Annotated in this window: 17 protein-coding genes; 12 read left to right on the top strand and 5 right to left on the bottom strand. The window is 70.7% G+C overall.

The features are described 5' to 3' along the window. Nucleotides 1–13: 13 nt before the first annotated feature. Nucleotides 14–238, bottom strand: a complete 225-nt coding sequence (locus VO99_RS28100; protein ID WP_046116257.1) for a hypothetical protein — start codon at nt 236–238, stop codon at nt 14–16. 345 nt (nt 239–583) lie between these two features. Next, on the bottom strand, nt 584–1,210 hold the full coding sequence (locus VO99_RS28105; protein ID WP_232315622.1) for a GNAT family N-acetyltransferase: 627 nt from the start codon (nt 1,208–1,210) through the stop codon (nt 584–586). 39 nt (nt 1,211–1,249) lie between these two features. Here VO99_RS28105 and VO99_RS28110 point away from each other — a divergent pair, with 39 nt between their 5' ends. From VO99_RS28110 to VO99_RS28130, 5 genes are all read left to right on the top strand, one after another. Beyond that, complete coding sequence (locus VO99_RS28110; RefSeq protein WP_046116258.1) at nt 1,250–1,474, top strand: hypothetical protein; 225 nt, start codon at nt 1,250–1,252, stop codon at nt 1,472–1,474. A 6-nt stretch (nt 1,475–1,480) separates the two neighbouring features. Then, nucleotides 1,481–4,225, top strand: coding sequence for a sensor histidine kinase (locus tag VO99_RS28115; RefSeq protein WP_046116259.1), 2,745 nt, complete (start codon nt 1,481–1,483; stop codon nt 4,223–4,225). Further along, nucleotides 4,197–4,571, top strand: a complete 375-nt coding sequence (locus VO99_RS28120) for a response regulator transcription factor (protein WP_046116346.1) — start codon at nt 4,197–4,199, stop codon at nt 4,569–4,571. The genes VO99_RS28115 and VO99_RS28120 overlap by 29 nt, the downstream gene beginning before the upstream one ends. Next, complete coding sequence (locus VO99_RS28125) at nt 4,568–6,760, top strand: 3'-5' exonuclease (protein ID WP_046116260.1); 2,193 nt, start codon at nt 4,568–4,570, stop codon at nt 6,758–6,760. The genes VO99_RS28120 and VO99_RS28125 overlap by 4 nt, the downstream gene beginning before the upstream one ends. Nucleotides 6,761–6,821: 61 nt before the next feature. Next, nucleotides 6,822–7,295, top strand: a complete 474-nt coding sequence (locus VO99_RS28130) for a DUF421 domain-containing protein (protein ID WP_046116261.1) — start codon at nt 6,822–6,824, stop codon at nt 7,293–7,295. Here the strand turns inward: VO99_RS28130 and VO99_RS28135 are convergent. Further along, nucleotides 7,292–8,203 (bottom strand): DMT family transporter, encoded by a 912-nt coding sequence (locus VO99_RS28135; protein WP_046116262.1) that lies wholly within the window; start codon nt 8,201–8,203, stop codon nt 7,292–7,294. The genes VO99_RS28130 and VO99_RS28135 overlap by 4 nt on opposite strands. Before the next feature lie 76 nt (nt 8,204–8,279). On the opposite strand from VO99_RS28135, the gene VO99_RS28140 reads away from it, so the two are divergent. Together VO99_RS28140 and VO99_RS28145 are read left to right on the top strand one after the other, a co-directional pair. Further along, nucleotides 8,280–8,726 (top strand): CBS domain-containing protein, encoded by a 447-nt coding sequence (locus VO99_RS28140; protein ID WP_046116263.1) that lies wholly within the window; start codon nt 8,280–8,282, stop codon nt 8,724–8,726. A 52-nt stretch (nt 8,727–8,778) separates the two neighbouring features. Next, on the top strand, nt 8,779–9,840 hold the full coding sequence (locus VO99_RS28145; RefSeq protein WP_046116264.1) for a LacI family DNA-binding transcriptional regulator: 1,062 nt from the start codon (nt 8,779–8,781) through the stop codon (nt 9,838–9,840). A gap of 20 nt (nt 9,841–9,860) precedes the next feature. Here the strand turns inward: VO99_RS28145 and VO99_RS28150 are convergent, their stop codons facing one another. Then, the gene (locus VO99_RS28150; protein WP_046116265.1) at nt 9,861–10,745 is read right to left on the bottom strand and encodes a LysR family transcriptional regulator; all 885 of its coding nucleotides are present in this window, start codon (nt 10,743–10,745) and stop codon (nt 9,861–9,863) included. A 125-nt stretch (nt 10,746–10,870) separates the two neighbouring features. On the opposite strand from VO99_RS28150, the gene gstA reads away from it, so the two are divergent. Together gstA and VO99_RS28160 are read left to right on the top strand one after the other, a co-directional pair. Next, entirely contained in the window at nt 10,871–11,479 is a 609-nt protein-coding gene (gstA, locus tag VO99_RS28155) for a glutathione transferase GstA (protein WP_046116266.1), read from the top strand. Beyond that, complete coding sequence (locus VO99_RS28160; protein WP_046116267.1) at nt 11,476–12,162, top strand: glutathione S-transferase family protein; 687 nt, start codon at nt 11,476–11,478, stop codon at nt 12,160–12,162. Before gstA ends, VO99_RS28160 begins: the two co-directional genes overlap by 4 nt. A 108-nt stretch (nt 12,163–12,270) precedes the next feature. Here VO99_RS28160 and VO99_RS28165 read toward each other — a convergent pair whose 3' ends face one another. Further along, nucleotides 12,271–12,753 carry a GreA/GreB family elongation factor gene (locus tag VO99_RS28165; protein WP_046116268.1) on the bottom strand — a complete coding sequence of 161 codons (483 nt, stop codon included), beginning with the start codon at nt 12,751–12,753 and terminating at the stop codon, nt 12,271–12,273. A gap of 122 nt (nt 12,754–12,875) precedes the next feature. Here VO99_RS28165 and VO99_RS28170 point away from each other — a divergent pair, with 122 nt between their 5' ends. From VO99_RS28170 to VO99_RS28180, 3 genes are read left to right on the top strand one after another with little or no spacing between them, the layout of a single operon-like run. Then, complete coding sequence (locus VO99_RS28170) at nt 12,876–13,547, top strand: amino acid ABC transporter permease (RefSeq protein WP_046116269.1); 672 nt, start codon at nt 12,876–12,878, stop codon at nt 13,545–13,547. After that, entirely contained in the window at nt 13,547–14,200 is a 654-nt protein-coding gene (locus VO99_RS28175) for an amino acid ABC transporter permease (RefSeq protein ID WP_046116270.1), read from the top strand. The genes VO99_RS28170 and VO99_RS28175 overlap by 1 nt, the downstream gene beginning before the upstream one ends. A 35-nt stretch (nt 14,201–14,235) precedes the next feature. Next, nucleotides 14,236–15,048 carry a transporter substrate-binding domain-containing protein gene (locus VO99_RS28180; RefSeq protein ID WP_046116271.1) on the top strand — a complete coding sequence of 271 codons (813 nt, stop codon included), beginning with the start codon at nt 14,236–14,238 and terminating at the stop codon, nt 15,046–15,048. The last annotated feature ends 2 nt before the right edge of the window (nt 15,049–15,050 follow it).

Below are 15,050 nucleotides of genomic sequence, written 5' to 3' on the forward strand. Positions count from 1 at the left end.
TACCCGCCGTGCGTCATGCGGCCGGCGCTTCCTGGGTGCGTATCGCGCCTTCGGCGACGTAGCGCTTGTAGTCGGTCAACGGCATGGCGGTGAGGCCGCGGGCCTCGCCTTCTTCCCAGCTGAGGGTGGCGTCCCGCTCGGTGAATTCCACCTCGATGGGGCCGGGGCGGATGGCGATCTGTGCGCCGTCGCCTTCACGGTAGAAGACTTCGCCGACGATCTCTGCGTGCTGTGTCATGGGTGACTCCTGATTCCGACCAAAGATCGATGGGTGAGATGCTCGCGCGTGGTTTTTCGTTCCGCCACCGGACGTGCGCGCGAAGGCCTGTAGGTGCCGTCCTACGCGGCGGCGGCATCAAACAGCACGTCGGCAACCGGCCTGTTCCTGCGATCAGGCCGGCGCCAGGTCAGCACAATGCACAGCTGAACGAGGCGAACAACCGACCGCACCATTGGGCGGAATCCCGGAACCCGTGACCGGCGCCAAGACCCCGTCGTTCCAGCATGACGCTGGCACGCCCGGTAGCGAGAAGGGCCACCCCACGGTGGCCCTTTGCTTTTGTGCGGCCGGTCATCCGGCGGCTCACACCGGCGGCAGCACCCGCAGGTACAGGACCTCCGAAGGCCGCAGCCCTAGCGGCGCGGCCTCCTCCGGCGTGGCCGGGCGCATGCCCAGCTGCTGCATCAGGTGGATGGAGCGGCCATGCGCCGCCTCGGCCGATGCCAGCAGCAGCGTGATGCCGCAGTGCGCATGCAGGTGCTCCACCATGGCCGCCGTGGCGCGCCGCGCGATGCCGCGGCCGTGAAAGCGGCTGCCGAACACATAGGCCACCCAGCAGGTGCCCGGCGCGATCACCGTGGCCTGCACGTAGCCGGCCGCTTCCTCCCCGCCTTGTGGGCCGGTTACCCACACCACCCAGTTCAGCCACACCTCGGTGCCATCGGCGGACCCGCCTTGCGCCAGCTGCGTGAACACTTCGCGCAGGTAGCCCAGCGAGGGCGGCGGGCCGTAGTCCAGGTGGGTGTAGATCGCCGGGTCGGCCAGCACCGGGTACATCGCCTCCGCATGCTCGGGCCGCAGCGGCCGCAGGCGCAGGCCGTCGGCCTGCAGCTCGGCGGCGGCCGGATCGTCGTCGGATGGATGGGTGGGCGTGGGCATGCTCCACGATAACAAGGCCGCCTGCTTCAGGCTGGTGTAAGCGGCGCGCACCACAGTGGCCTGCACGGTGCATCGCGCGCCGCCCGCCCCATGTCCGCCGATCCCCTCGACAGCCCGCCCCGCCCGCCGGCCGACCTGCGCAGCCAGCGCCTGCCGGCCCTGGCCGTGGCGGCGCTGCTGCTGTTCAACTATCCGCTGCTGGCGCTGTGGGACCACCCGGTGCTGGTGCTGGGCCTGCCGCTGTTCCCGGCCATGCTGTTCGGCCTGTGGGCGCTGCTCATCGCGCTGCTGGCCTGGCTGATGGAACGGGACTGAACCACCATGCTGGCGCCGGCACTGGTGCTGGCGGCCTCGGCCGCCTACCTGCTGCTGCTGTGCCTGGTGGCGGCCTGGGGCGACGCGCGGGCGCGGCAGGGCCGCTCGGTGGTGGGCCATGCCGGCGTGTACACGCTGTCGCTGGCGGTGTACTGCACCGCATGGACCTACTACGGCAGCGTGGGCCGGGCGGCCTCGGCCGGCATGGCCTTCCTGCCTGTGTACCTCGGCCCCATGCTGGCCATGGTGCTGGCCTGGCTGGTGCTGCGCAAGATGATCCGCATCGCGCGCAGCTACCGCATCAGCTCCATCGCCGACTTCATCGCCAGCCGCTATGGCCACAGCCCGCTGCTGGCCGGGCTGGTGACGCTGGTCACCCTGGTGGGCATCGTGCCTTACATCGCGCTGCAGCTGAAGGCGGTGGCCACCGGCCATGCGCTGCTGACGCAGCCGGGCGGCACGGCGGCTGCGCCGCTGTCGCCCTGGTGGCGCGACGGCACGCTGGCGGTGGCGCTGGCGCTGGCCGGCTTCACCATGGTGTTCGGCACCCGCCAGCCGGGCAGCGCCGAGCGCCACGAGGGCATGGTGCTGGCCATCGCGGTGGAGTCGCTGGTCAAGCTGCTGGCCTTCGTGGCGGTGGGCGTGTTCGTCACCTGGGGCCTGTTCGGCGGGCCGGCCGACCTGTTCGCGCGGGCGCTGCAGCAGCCCGCGCTGGCGCGGCTGCTCACGCTGGGGCCGAGCCAGCCGCTGGCCTACGGGCAGTGGCTGGCGCTCACGGTGCTGTCGGCGCTGTCGGTGCTGTTCCTGCCGCGGCAGTTCCAGGTGATGGTGCTGGAGAACGTGGACGAGCGGCACCTGCGCCGCGCGGCCTGGGCCTTTCCGGCCTACCTGCTGCTCATCAACCTGTTCGTGCTGCCCATCGCGCTGGGCGGGCTGATGCACTTCGCCGGGGCGGGACAGCCGCAGGCCTCGCCCGACGGCTTCGTGCTGAGCCTGCCGCTGGCCGCCGGGCAGCCGGCGCTGGCGCTGCTGGCCTTCGTGGGCGGTCTGTCGGCCGCCACTGGCATGGTGATCGTGGAGGCCACCGCCGTCAGCACCATGGTGTGCAACGACCTGGTGCTGCCGCTGCTGCTGCTGCGCAGCCGCCGCTGGGCGCATGCGGCCGACTTGAGCGGGTGGCTGCTGGCCATCCGCCGCGCGGCCATCGTGGCACTGCTGCTGCTGGGCTGGCTGTACATGCGGCTGGCCGGCGAGGCCCAGCCGCTGGTGAGCATCGGTCTCATCAGCTTTGCCGCAGTGGCGCAGTGCGCGCCGGCGCTGCTGGGCGGCATGTACTGGCGCGGCGCCACCCGCGGCGGCGCGCTGGCCGGGCTGGCGGCGGGCTTCGGCCTGTGGCTGTACACGCTGATGCTGCCTTCGCTGGCGCGCTCGGGCTGGCTGGCCGATGGCTTCGTGCAGCACGGCCCGGCCGGCCTGGCGCTGCTGCGGCCGGAGCAGCTGTTCGGCCTGGCCGGGCTGGACAACCTCACGCATTCGCTGTTCTGGAGCCTGCTGGCCAATGCGGCGCTGTTCGTCGGCGTGTCGCTGGCGCGGCGGCCCGCGGCGCAGGAGCTGGCGCAGGCGGTGCTGTTCGTCGACGTGTTCAGCCGCACCGGCGCGCCGGCCGGTCCGCAGGCGCCGCTGTTCTGGCGCGGCCAGGCCCGGGTGCACGACCTGCTGGCGCTGGCCGGCCGCTTTCTTGGCGAGGCCCGGGCGCGTGCGCTGTTCATGCGGCATGCGGCCGGGCAGGGCGTGGCCGACCTGGCCGCGCTGGTGCCCGATGCCGGCCTGGTGCACCTGGTGCAGACCGAGCTGGCCGGCGCCATCGGCAGTGCATCGGCGCGGGTGGTGGTGGCGCGCGCGGTGCAGGAGGAGGCACTGGCCGCCGACGACGTCCTGCGCATCGTGGAGGAGGCCACGCGGCTGCGCGCGGCCAACCAGCAGCTGCAGAGCCTGGACCGACTGAAGGACGATTTCATGTCGTCGGTGACGCATGAGCTGCGCACCCCGCTGACCGCCATCCGCGGCCTGGCCGAGCTGATGCGCGACGAACCCGGCATGCCCGAGGCGCAGCGCCAGCAGTTCTTGGGCATCGTGGTGGACGAGGCGCAGCGGCTGTCGCGGCTGGTCAACCAGGTGCTGGACCTGGCCAAGATCGAGAGCGGCCATGCCCGGTGGCTGGAGGAAGACGTGGATCTCAGGGCGCTGGCGCAGCGCTCGGCCGACGCGGTGGCCGAGCCGCTGCGCGAACGCGGCGTGCGGCTGTCGCTGGCGCTGCCGCCCGACCCGCTGCCGCCGCTCGTCGCCGACCCCGACCGGCTGATGCAGGTGCTGGTGAACCTGCTGTCGAATGCCGCCAAGTTCGCGCCCGCCGGCCGCGGCCAGGTGCGGCTGGCGCTGCAGGCCGATGCCCGGGGCGCCACCTTCAGCGTGGCCGACGACGGCCCCGGCGTGCCCGCCGCGGAGCGGGAGCTGGTGTTCGAGAAGTTCCGCCAGGGCAGCGCCGGCGGCGGGGACCCGCGTGTGCAGGGCACCGGCCTGGGCCTGCCCATCTGCCGCGAGATCGTGGCGCATCACGGCGGGCGCATCTGGCTGGAGCCCGACACAGGTCAAGGCGCGTGCTTCCGCTTCACGCTACCTTGGCAGCGCGGGGCGCAGGCCCCGCCGCCGCCGGAGACACGCCATGCGCCACAAGATCCTGATCGCCGATGACGAGCCCAACATCCTCATCACCCTGGACTACCTGATGAAGCGCGAAGGCTTCGACGTGCGCCTGGCGCGCGACGGCCAGGAGGCGCTGGACGCGGTGGCCGCCGATTGCCCCGACCTGCTGCTGCTGGACGTGATGATGCCGCGCAGGAGCGGTTTCGAGGTCTGCCAGGCGCTGCGCGCCGAAGGCCACGGCGGCCGGCCGCGCATCCTGCTGCTCACCGCCAAGGGCCGCGACACCGACGTGGCCAAGGGCCTGGCCCTGGGCGCCGACGGCTACATGACCAAGCCTTTTTCCACCCGCGAGCTGGTGCAGCGGGTGAGGGCGCTGCTCGGCCCTGCGCCATGAAGCCGCGCCAGGCGCTGTGGGCTGGTGTGGCCGGCGCCGGGCTGGCGCTGCTGGCCTGGCTGCTGTCGACAGGCGGCCTGCTCTGGGCCACGCTGTCGGCCGCCGAGCGCGCCGCGGTGGCGCCGGTGCTGGGCCCGCGGCTGCCCTTGCTGGGCGGCGCCGTGCTGTTGGCAGCGGCGGCAGTGGCGGCCGGCGTGCAGCGCTGGCTGCTGCCGTGGGCCGACGCGCTGCAGCGCCTGGCCGAGCAGGCCCGCATCCGCGTGCAGGCGCCGGCCCGGGCGAGTGCGTCGCTGCAGCCCATCGACGGCGAGGGCGGGCCGGCGCTGCGCGCGCTGGCCACGGCCATCGACGAGCTGGTGCGCCAGCGCGAGGCGCTGCGGCAGGACGTGGCCGAGCAGGTGCGCCTGGCCAGCCTGGACATGGAGCTGGAACGCAACCGCCTGGCCGCGCTGATGTCCGAGCTGACCCAAAGCGTGGTGGTGTGCAACCTGGACGGCCGGGTGCTGCTGTACAACCAGCGCGCGCGGCTGCTGTTCCGCGGCCTGTCCGGCACGCCGGCGCTGGCCGGCGGCGCCGAGCTGCTGGGGCTGGGCCGGTCCATCCATGCGGTGCTGGAGCAGCCGCTGCTGGCCCATGCGCTGGACACCATCCGCGCCCGGCTGCTGCGGGGCGATGCCGCCGCCTCCGCGCAGTTCGTCACCGTGGCCGCCACCGGCCGCCTGCTGCGCGTGCAGGTGGCGCCGGTGCGGGATGCCGGGCCGCAGGGCGGCGAGGGGCTGCAGACCATCGCCGGCTTCGTGCTGATGGTGGACGACGTGACCGACGAGTTCGAGCAGGGCGCTCTGCGCGACCGCCTGCTGCACCAGCTGACCGAGGGCCAGCGCGGCCCGTTGGCCAACCTGCGCGTGGCCGCCGAGATGCTGGACGACGGCGGCCTGGACGAGGGCCTGCGGCAGCGCTTCGTGGCGGTGATCCACGAGGAGGTGGGCACGCTGGGCCGCCGCATCACCGAGCTGGCCGCCCGCGCGCAGGAAGGCGTGCGGACCCGCTGGCCGATGGAGGAGATGCGCGGCGCCGACCTGGTGGCTGCCGCCCAGCGCCGGCTGGCAGACCGTCTGGGCCTGCACGTGGGCTTGCAGGCTGTGGACGAGACGCTGTGGCTGCAGGTGGACAGCTATGCCCTGCTCACCGCGCTGCACTACCTGGCCGGTCGTCTGGCCGACGAATTCCAGGTGCGCATGGTGCAGCTGCGCCTGCAGCGCGCCGACACCGGCCATGCCCAGCTCGACCTGCTGTGGGGCGGCCAGGCCCTGAGCACCGAGACGGTCATGAGCTGGGAGCTGGACCCCATGCGCATCGGCGGCGACACCAGCCCGCTGAGCCTGCGCGAGGTGCTGGACCGCCACGGCGCCGAGTTCTGGTTCGAGCGCGAGCGGGTGCGCCACCAGGCCTTCTTCCGGCTGCTGCTGCCGCTGTCGGCGCCGCCGCCCACGCCGCTGGCCGAGGCGCTGCCGCTGGTGGTCGGCGGCCGGCCGGAGTTCTACGACTTCGACCTCTTCCAGCACAGCCCGCAGCACCAGGCGCTGGAACACCGGCCGCTGGCCGAGCTTGCCTACACCGTGTTCGATACCGAGACCACCGGCCTCCAGCCCTCGCAGGGCGATGCCATCCTGCAGATCGGCGCCACCCGCATCACCGGCGCCAAGCTGCGCCGGGCGGAGAGCTTCGAGCAGCTGGTCGATCCGCAGCGGCCCATCCCCGAGGCCGGCATCGCCATCCACGGCATCACGCCCGAGCGGGTGCGCGGCCAGCCGGCCATCGGGCAGGTGCTGCCGGCCTTCCACCGCTTCGCGCAGGACACGGTGCTGGTGGCCCACAACGCCGCCTTCGACATGCGATTCCTGCAGCTGCAGCAGGCCGCCACCGGCTGCGTGTTCGACCAGCCGGTGCTGGACACGCTGCTGCTGTCGGCGGTGGTGCATCCGCACCAGCCCTCGCATGCGCTGGAGGCGATCGCCGCCCGCTTCGGCCTGCCGGTGGCCGGCCGCCACAGCGCGCTGGGCGATGCGCTGCTCACCGCCGAGGTGTTCCTGCGGCTGCTGCCGCTGCTGCAGGCCATGGGCATCCACACCCTGCACCAGGCGCGCGAGGCGGCCCAGCGCACCTACTTCGCCCGCCTGGCCTATTGAGCGCTTGTGTCCGGGTATGCAGGTTGCCGAGCCGGGCCTGTATCAACTTGCGGCCAGCCGAATGTTCAGCTTGGAGCAAAACGGGTGGGAACTGGTGCTGCGTGCGGTGCTGGTGTATGCGGCGCTGCTGGTGATGGTGCGCCTGTCGGGCAAGCGCACGGTGGGCCAGTTCACGCCGTTCGACCTGCTGGTGATGCTGCTGCTGAGTGAATCGGTGAGCAATGCCCTGACCGGCGGCGACGAGTCGCTGCCCGGCGGCCTGCTGTCGGCCGGCACGCTCATCCTGCTCAACGGCCTGGTGGCGCTGGCCACCACGCGCAGCCGGCGCGTGGAGCGGCTGGTGGAAGGCGAGCCCGTGCTCATCGGGCGCGACGGCCAGTTCTTCGAAGCCGTGATGCGGCGCCACCGCGTGGCCGATTCCGACATGGAGCGCGCCTTGCGCGAGGCCGATTGCGACAAGCAGGACATGGCCTGCGCCTTCCTCGAGTCCAACGGCGGCATCAGCGTGATGAAGAAGCAGCCACCGCGGGCCTAGCCGCGCGAGGGTGCCGATACCAGCGCCACGCCGGCCGTCGTCACCACGATGCCCAGCGCGCTCAGCGCGGTGGGCACCACGCCGTACATCGCCCACTCCAGCACCACCGCCACGATGGGCGTGAGGAACAGCAGGCTGGTCACGCGGGTGGCATGGCCGCGGCGCATCAGCCAGTGCAGGGTGTTGGTGGCCAGGATGGAGGCGAACAGCACCAGGAAGGCCAGCGAGCCTGCCAACGGCCAGCTCCACTGGATGCGCAGCCCTTCCACGCCCCAGGCCAGCGGCGCCAGCACCAGCGCCGACAGCAGCAGCTGGATGAGCGCCGCGCTGCGCAGGTCGGCCGTGGGGCAATAGCGGCGCTGGTACAGCGTGCCCGCGGTGATGGCCACCAGCGAGATGCCCACCGCGGCCAGCGCCGCGCCGTTGACCGCCTGCACATCCACCTTGTGCCACACCACCAGCGCCACGCCCAGCAGCCCCGCCGCCACGCCCGCCCATTGCCGCGGTTGCAGCCGCTGGCCGAGGAAGCGGTGCGCCACCAGCGCGGTGGCCAGCGGCTGCGTGGCCAGCAGCAGTGCGGTGATGCCGGCCGACAGGCCCAGCACCTGCGCATGGTGGCTGCCGCCCAGGTTCACCGCATGCATCAGCAGCCCGGCCACGCCGATGTGCAGCCACTCGGCCCGCGTGGCCGGCCAGCGCGGGCGCGTCATCAGCACCCAGGGCAGCAGGCACAGCGCTGCCAGGCAGAAGCGCAGCGTGAGGAAGGTGAAGGGCGACGCGTACTGCAGCCCCGTTTTGCTGGCCAGGTAGCCCGAGCCCCATACCAGCACGAAGAACCAGGCCAGCGCGGTGTCGATGCGGGGCGCCGGCGGCGCGGCAGTGGGGTGGGGGTGGGAAGGGGCGGTCATGCAGTGCCCACTGTGCCCGATGTGGCCTGCGTCGGCAGCATGCCGCGGGCATGGCCCTTGCCCGGCCGGCAGCACGATGGCGACGCTGATCCGTGAGGTGATGACCCGGGGCGCACGCACGCTGGCCCCTGCCGACAGCGTGCGCGATGCCGCGCGGCTGATGCACGAGCTGGACGTGGGCGCGGTGCCGGTGTGCGACGGCCGCCGGCTGCAGGGCATGCTGACCGACCGCGACATCGTGCTGCGCGTGGTGTCGCCGGGCCTGGCGCCCGAGGACACGGCCATCGACCAGGTGATGAGCCCCGAGGTGGTCTGGTGCTTCGAGGACGACGAGGTGGCCGCCGTGGCCGCCCGCATGCAGCAGGCCCGGATCCGCCGGCTGCCGGTGGTGGACCGCGCGCAGCAGCTGGTGGGCATCGTCACCCTGGGCGACCTGGCCAGCCGCGGCGAGCATGGCTGGGCGCAGGAGGTGCTGGCCGATGTGTCCGAGGCCTTGCAGCCGGCAGTTCCGCCGGATGAATGACGCCTGAAAATTCCGGTGGAAACCATGAAACTGGTTTCATACAATCCGCCGGATGAACCCTCCCGAGGTCCTGGAAGCCGGCCCCGCCGAAGCCGAAGGCCGCAGCACGATTGCCGACGTCGCGCGTGTGGCCGGCGTGTCCAAGGCCACCGTCTCTCGCTTCCTCAACCACCGCGAGAAGCTGCTGTCGCCCGAGATCGCCGCCAAGGTGGAAGCCGCCATCGCCGCGCTGGGCTACAGCCCCAGCCCGATGGCGCAGGCGCTCAAGCGCGGGCGCTCGCGGCTCATCGGGCTGGTGGTGGCCGACATCACCAATCCGTTCTCGGTGGCGGTGCTGCGCGGGGCCGAGAAGGCCTGCCAGGAAGCCGGCTACCTGGTGATGCTGTTCAACCTGGGCAACCAGAGCCAGAGGGAGCGTGAAGGCATCGAGGCGCTGGCCTCCTACCAGGTGGAGGGCTTCATCCTCAACACGCTGGGCGCCGATCCGTCGGCTGCCAGCGAGGTGGCGCGCCACGGCAAGCCCGCCGTGCTGGTGGACCGCCGGCCGCCGGGCATGAAGGCCGACTTCGTCTCGCTGGACAACGCCGACGCGGTGCGCCAGGCCGCCAGCCACCTGCTGGGCAACGGCTGGCGCGAGATGCTGTACGTCACCGAGCCGATCAAGGGCGTGAGCTCTCGCGTGGAGCGCGAGGCCGCCTTCCGTGCCTTCATCGCAGAGCAGGGCAGGGCGGCCAACGGCCAGACGCTGGAAGCCGGCGACGGCGACGAGGCTGCGTTGGCGCAGGCCTTGAAGGACTGGCGCAAGCGTGCCGGCCGCAAGCCCATCGCCGTGATCGCCAGCAATGCGGTGGTCACGCTGCGCGTGGCCAGCGCCGTGGCGCAGCTGGGCTGGCAGTTCGGGGTGGACCTGGGCTTCGTCGGGTTCGACGACACGGAGTGGGCGCCGCTGGTGGGGCCCGGCTTGAGCACCATAGCGCAGCCGACCGACGACCTGGGGCATGTGGCGGCGAGCTGCCTGCTGGAGCGGCTGCAGGGCCGGCAGCTGCCGGCGCGGCAGATCTTGCTGCCGGGGCGGTTGGTGGTGCGGGGGTCGTCGCGGGGGATGGGTCAGTAGACGGTCATGCCCAAAAACCCTCAGGGAAGTTGTATGACCTTGGAGAGGTGGGCGTAAACCGCACCCACCCGACGCAGATGCCGTACGTCCGGGTGCGTCAGCAGCCACAGTTCTGTCTTGCACTCCGGCAGCGGGTCGGTCAAACGCACCAGATCCTTGCGCCCTTCCGCCAGGAACAGGGGCACGACGCCGATGCCCAGGCCCAAGGCGACCAGTTCCAGCACCGACAGGATGCTGCCCACCTGGTACCGCGGAACCAGCTTCGGAAAATGGCGCTTGCGCCAGACGACCGAAGGATGCTCGGGTAGCGCTTCGTCGGGCGCCACCCAGTCCAGGCTCGCCGCCCGGGCCAGCTCGAAGCTGCGCAGCCGAGCCCGGCGCGCCGCGTACAGGGCCACGCGGATCGGCCCGATCTGCTTGCCGACGAGGTGAGCGGGCGGGCGCTTCGTCGCGCGAACCGCGATGTCGGCATCGCGCCGCGTCAAGCTCGCCAGCTCATTGCCTGTGTGCAACTCAAACGCCAGGAGGGGGTGCTCCTCCCGCATGGCAGCCAGCGCTGGCCCGACCAGACCATGCAGTACTGTGTCGGTCGTTGTAACGCGAACCACGCCCGAGATCTGGGACGGGGCCGACTCCACCATGGAGCGCGCCGCCTCGAGCGCACTTTCAATGGATTCCGCCTGAACGGCAAGCTCCTGGGCGAGTTCCGTCGGGACATAGCCCGAACGGGTTCGCTCGAACAACGGTCGACCCAGGCCACGCTCGATCCGCTGCAAGGCCCGGAACACCGTCGAGGCGTCGACGCCCAGCCGCTCTCCCGCGGCGGCCAAGGTCCCGGTGCGCGTCATGGCCAGGGTCATTTCCAGGTCGGCTGGGCCCATCTTGTATTGCGTTCTCGCAATCATCGCTTGCCGTTCGGCCTATGTTCGTTGCTCGGAGGCAATCCTACAGTGGGCTCGTCGTCAACTTCCCTCCCTTGGCGATGGTGCTGCGGGCCCCATCGCTCATCCCTCACCGAAAGGTCACTCCCATGAAGCTCTACTTCGCCCCTGGCGCCTGCTCCCTCGCCGTCCATATCGCACTCCGTGAAGTCGGCGCGAGGTTCGACGCCGTCTCCGTCGACCTCGCCAAGTCGGTCACCGCTGACGGCACCGACTACCGCACCGTCTCTCCGCGCGGCTATGTGCCGCTGCTGCAGCTCGACGACGGCTCGCGCCATACCGAGGCATCCGCACTGCTGCAGTACGTCGCAGACCTGGATCCGCAGCAGCGCCTGATCGGCGCGGCGGGCTCGGCGCGCCGGCTCGCGGTGGTGGAGTGGCTGACCTTCGTCAGCACGGAACTGCACAAGGTCTTCAGCCCGTGGCTCTGGCACAAGGAGACTGCGGAGTCGACACGCCATGCGGTCAAGGACAAGCTTGCCACCCGCTTCGCCGAGCTCGATGCACTGGTGGGCACGCAGCCGTACCTGGCGGGCGAGTACAGCGTGGCCGACGCCTATGCCTTCACCATCGTCAACTGGTCGAACTTCCTGGGACTGCCCCTCACGAAGTACCCGAACCTCCTGGCCTACATGGGCCGCGTGTCGTCACGACCGGCGGCCCAGGACGCCCTGCGTGCCGAAGGGCTCCTGAAGTGAGTACGCCGCTCGTCCTGGTGTCTCACGCGCTGTGTCCCTACGTGCAGCGCGCGGCCATCGTGCTGGCCGAGAAGGAGGTGCCGTCCGAGCGGCGGGACATCGACCTGGCGCGCAAGCCCGATTGGTTCCTGCGCGTGTCGCCGCTGGGCAGGACGCCCGTGCTGCTCATCGGCAAAGAGGCCATCTTCGAGTCGGCTGTGATCTGCGAGTACCTGGACGACACGACGCTGCCGCGCTTGCACCCTGCCAACGCGCTGGAGCGCGCCCGACACCGCTCGTGGATGGAATTCGGCTCCAGCGTGCTGAACCTCATCGGAGCGTTCTACAACGCCCCCGACGGGCAAACGCTGAAGGCCCGGGCAGCGGACATCCGGGAGAAGTTCCAGCAACTGGAGGCCGCACTGGGATCGGGGCCGTTCTTTGCGGGCGCATCCTTCAGCATCGTCGATGCGGTCTACGGTCCGGTGTTCCGGTACTTCGACGTGTTCGACAGCATCGCCGACTTCGGGTTCTGGGACGACCTGCCCAAGGTACGGCGGTGGCGCAAAGCGCTGGCCAGGCGCCCCTCCATCCAGCAAGCCGTCAGTCCGCGGTATGCGGAACTGCTCCTGGCTTTCCTGGTCAAGCGCAGCTCGGCGCTCAGCAGGATGTGTCGCGAGGCGGGCGCGAACTTGCCAACCTGATCTTTCGAGAACCACTGCCGCCGGGCCGATAGGACGAAGACCGTTCCTGGCCGAGTGCCAAGGCCGCGGAGTCGGCCCATGACCGACCGCAAGCGCTGCGCCGCAGCCTCAGTCAACCCGCAGCACCTCGAACTGCTGCCGCCCTGTCGCGACGTGGATCGACACCTCGTCGCCCTCGCACTTGCCCAGCATCGCCTGGCCCAACGGCGCTTTGCTGCTGATGACCTGGACGAGTTGCGCGCCAATGCCCAGCTTCATGCTGCCCCCCGCCGGGCCGATGAAGAGCTGCTGCTGCCTGTCATCGGCATCGACGAGGCAGACCAGCGCGCCGAGCTGTATGCCTTTGCTGCTGTCGTAGGGGCTGGGGCGGAACTGGCGCCACACAGCCATCGCCTGGCGGATGGCTTCGACGCGACGCGCCTGGCCGGTGGCCAGGTAGGCGGCTTCGAGCCCCAGGGTGTCGTACTTGTTTTCGGCGATGTTCTCTTCGTGCGTCGCCGCCTCGTGGGCCACCCGTACGGCCTGTTCGGCTTGCAGCAGGTCTTCGGCCAGCCGCGCCAGCACCTGCTGTTGCAGCACGTGTTTGTCCATGGTCGATTGTCATGCCCCCGGGAAACCCCCAATCCCATCCTGAAACCGGTTTCCTACACTGAACCTGTCAAGAAACCGGTTTCACAGCGTCCCGCCGGACACCGCGCCGAAAGCAGTACCCGTTGAACTACACCCTCCAATTCGCCGACGTGCTGGCCGCCTGGCCGCTGTTGCTCAAGGGCACGTGGATCACCATCCAGCTGTCGCTGACGGCCACGGTGCTCGGGCTGCTGGTGGCCATCGTGTGCGCCTGGGGCAAGACCTCGGGGCCCAAGCCGGTGCGCTTCGTCATCCAGGCCTACATCGAGCTGATCCGCAACACGCCGTTCCTGGTGCAGCTGTTCTTCTTCTTCTTCGCGTTGCCGGCCATCGGCCTGCGCTGGTCGCCGTACACCGCGGCGCTCACGGCGATGGTGGTGAACCTGGGCGCCTATGCCACCGAGATCATCCGCGCCGGCATCGAGTCGATTCCCAAGGGCCAGATCGAGGCCGGCCTGGCGCTGAACATGAAGCGCCACCAGATCTTCCGGCTCATCGTGCTCAAGCCGGCGCTGCGCGCCATCTTCCCGGCGCTCACCAGCCAGTTCATCCTGCTGATGCTCAGCAGCAGCGTGGTGTCGGTGATCTCGGCCGACGACCTCACCTCGGTGGCGGCCAACCTGCAGTCGCAGACCTTCCGCAGCTTCGAGATCTACATCGTGGTGGCGCTGATCTACCTGGCGCTGGCCATGGCCTTCTCGGCGCTGTTCCGCCTGGTGCAGCGCCGGGTGCTCTCCTATCCGGACCGCCGCTGATGCGTACCTTCGGCCTCAACGACCTCTGGTTCATCGCCGCCGCGGCGCAGTGGACCATCGCGCTGTCGCTCATCGCCTTCGTCGGCGGGGCGGTGGTGGGCCTCGCGCTGGCGCTGGCCCGTACCTCGGAGCGGCCCGCACTGGTGCGCGCCGCCGGTGCCTTCATCCAGGTGTTCCAGGGCACGCCGCTGCTGCTGCAGCTGTTCCTCATCTTCTTCGGCCTTCCGGTGCTGGGGCTGGAAGTCAGCCCGTGGATCGCGGCCGGCACGGCGCTGGTGCTCAACACCGGCGCCTTCCTGGGCGAGATCTGGCGCGGCTGCATCCAGGCAGTGCCGCGCGGCCAGTGGGAGGCGGCCGAGGCGCTGGGCCTGCACTACGTGGCCCGCATGCGCCGCGTGGTGCTGCCGCAGGCCTTCAAGATCGCGTTGCCGCCCACCGTGGGCTACATGGTGCAGGTGATCAAGGGCACCTCGCTGGCGGCCATCATCGGCTTCACCGAGATCACCCGCGCCGGGCAGATCATCAACAACGCCACCTTCCAGCCGCTGATCGTGTTCAGCGTGGTGGGGGCCATCTACTTCCTGCTGTGCTGGCCGCTGTCGATCTGGGCCGGCCGCATCGAGCGCCGCCAGGCCCTGGCGCTGCAGCGCTGATTCGCGCTTCTTCCCCTTCATCACCGGAGACACCGATGTCCACCACGTCCCGCCGCCCCTTCGTCGCCGCTGCCGCCGCCCTGGCCTGCAGCACCCTGCTGGCCGCCTGGGCGCCGCTGGCCCAGGCGCAGACCGCCGAAGAGATCAAGAAGAAGGGCACGCTGACGGTCGGCATGCTGGTGGACTTTCCGCCCTACGGCACGGTGGACAGCAGCAACAACCCCGACGGCTACGACGCCGACGTGGCCAGGCTGCTGGCCAAGGACCTGGGCGTCAAGCTCAACCTGGTGCCCGTCACCGGCCCCAACCGCATTCCCTACCTGCTGACCAACAAGGTTGACGTGCTGATCGCCTCGCTGGCCGTCACGCCGGAGCGGGCCAAGCAGGTGCAGTTCTCCCGCCCCTACTCGGCGGCCACCATCGTGCTGTTCGCTCCGAAGAAGGCCAACATCAAGGCGCCGGCCGACCTGAAGGGCGTGCGCGTGGCCGTGGCCCGCGCCAGCACGCAGGACACCGCGCTGACCGCCATCGCGCCCGAGGGCACCGAGATCCGCCGCTTCGACGACGACGCCTCGGCCATGCAGGCGCTGCTGTCGGGCCAGGTCGACGCCATCGGCTGCTCGACCACCGTGGCGGCGCAGATCGCCAAGCGCGCCGGTGCCGACACCTTCGAGCAGAAGCTGGTGCTGCGCCAGCAGCTGATGGCCGTGGCCATGCGTCCGGGCCAGGCCGACCTGCAGAAGACGATGGACGGCCTGATCGAGAAGAACACCGCCAACGGCGAGCTGAACAAGCTCTACACCAAGTGGCTGGGCACGCCGCTGCCGCAGCTGCCCGCCGCCAACTGAAG

The sequence above is a fragment of the Aquincola tertiaricarbonis genome, from assembly GCF_000969605.1.
In the GTDB taxonomy this organism is placed as follows: domain Bacteria; phylum Pseudomonadota; class Gammaproteobacteria; order Burkholderiales; family Burkholderiaceae_C; genus Aquincola; species Aquincola tertiaricarbonis.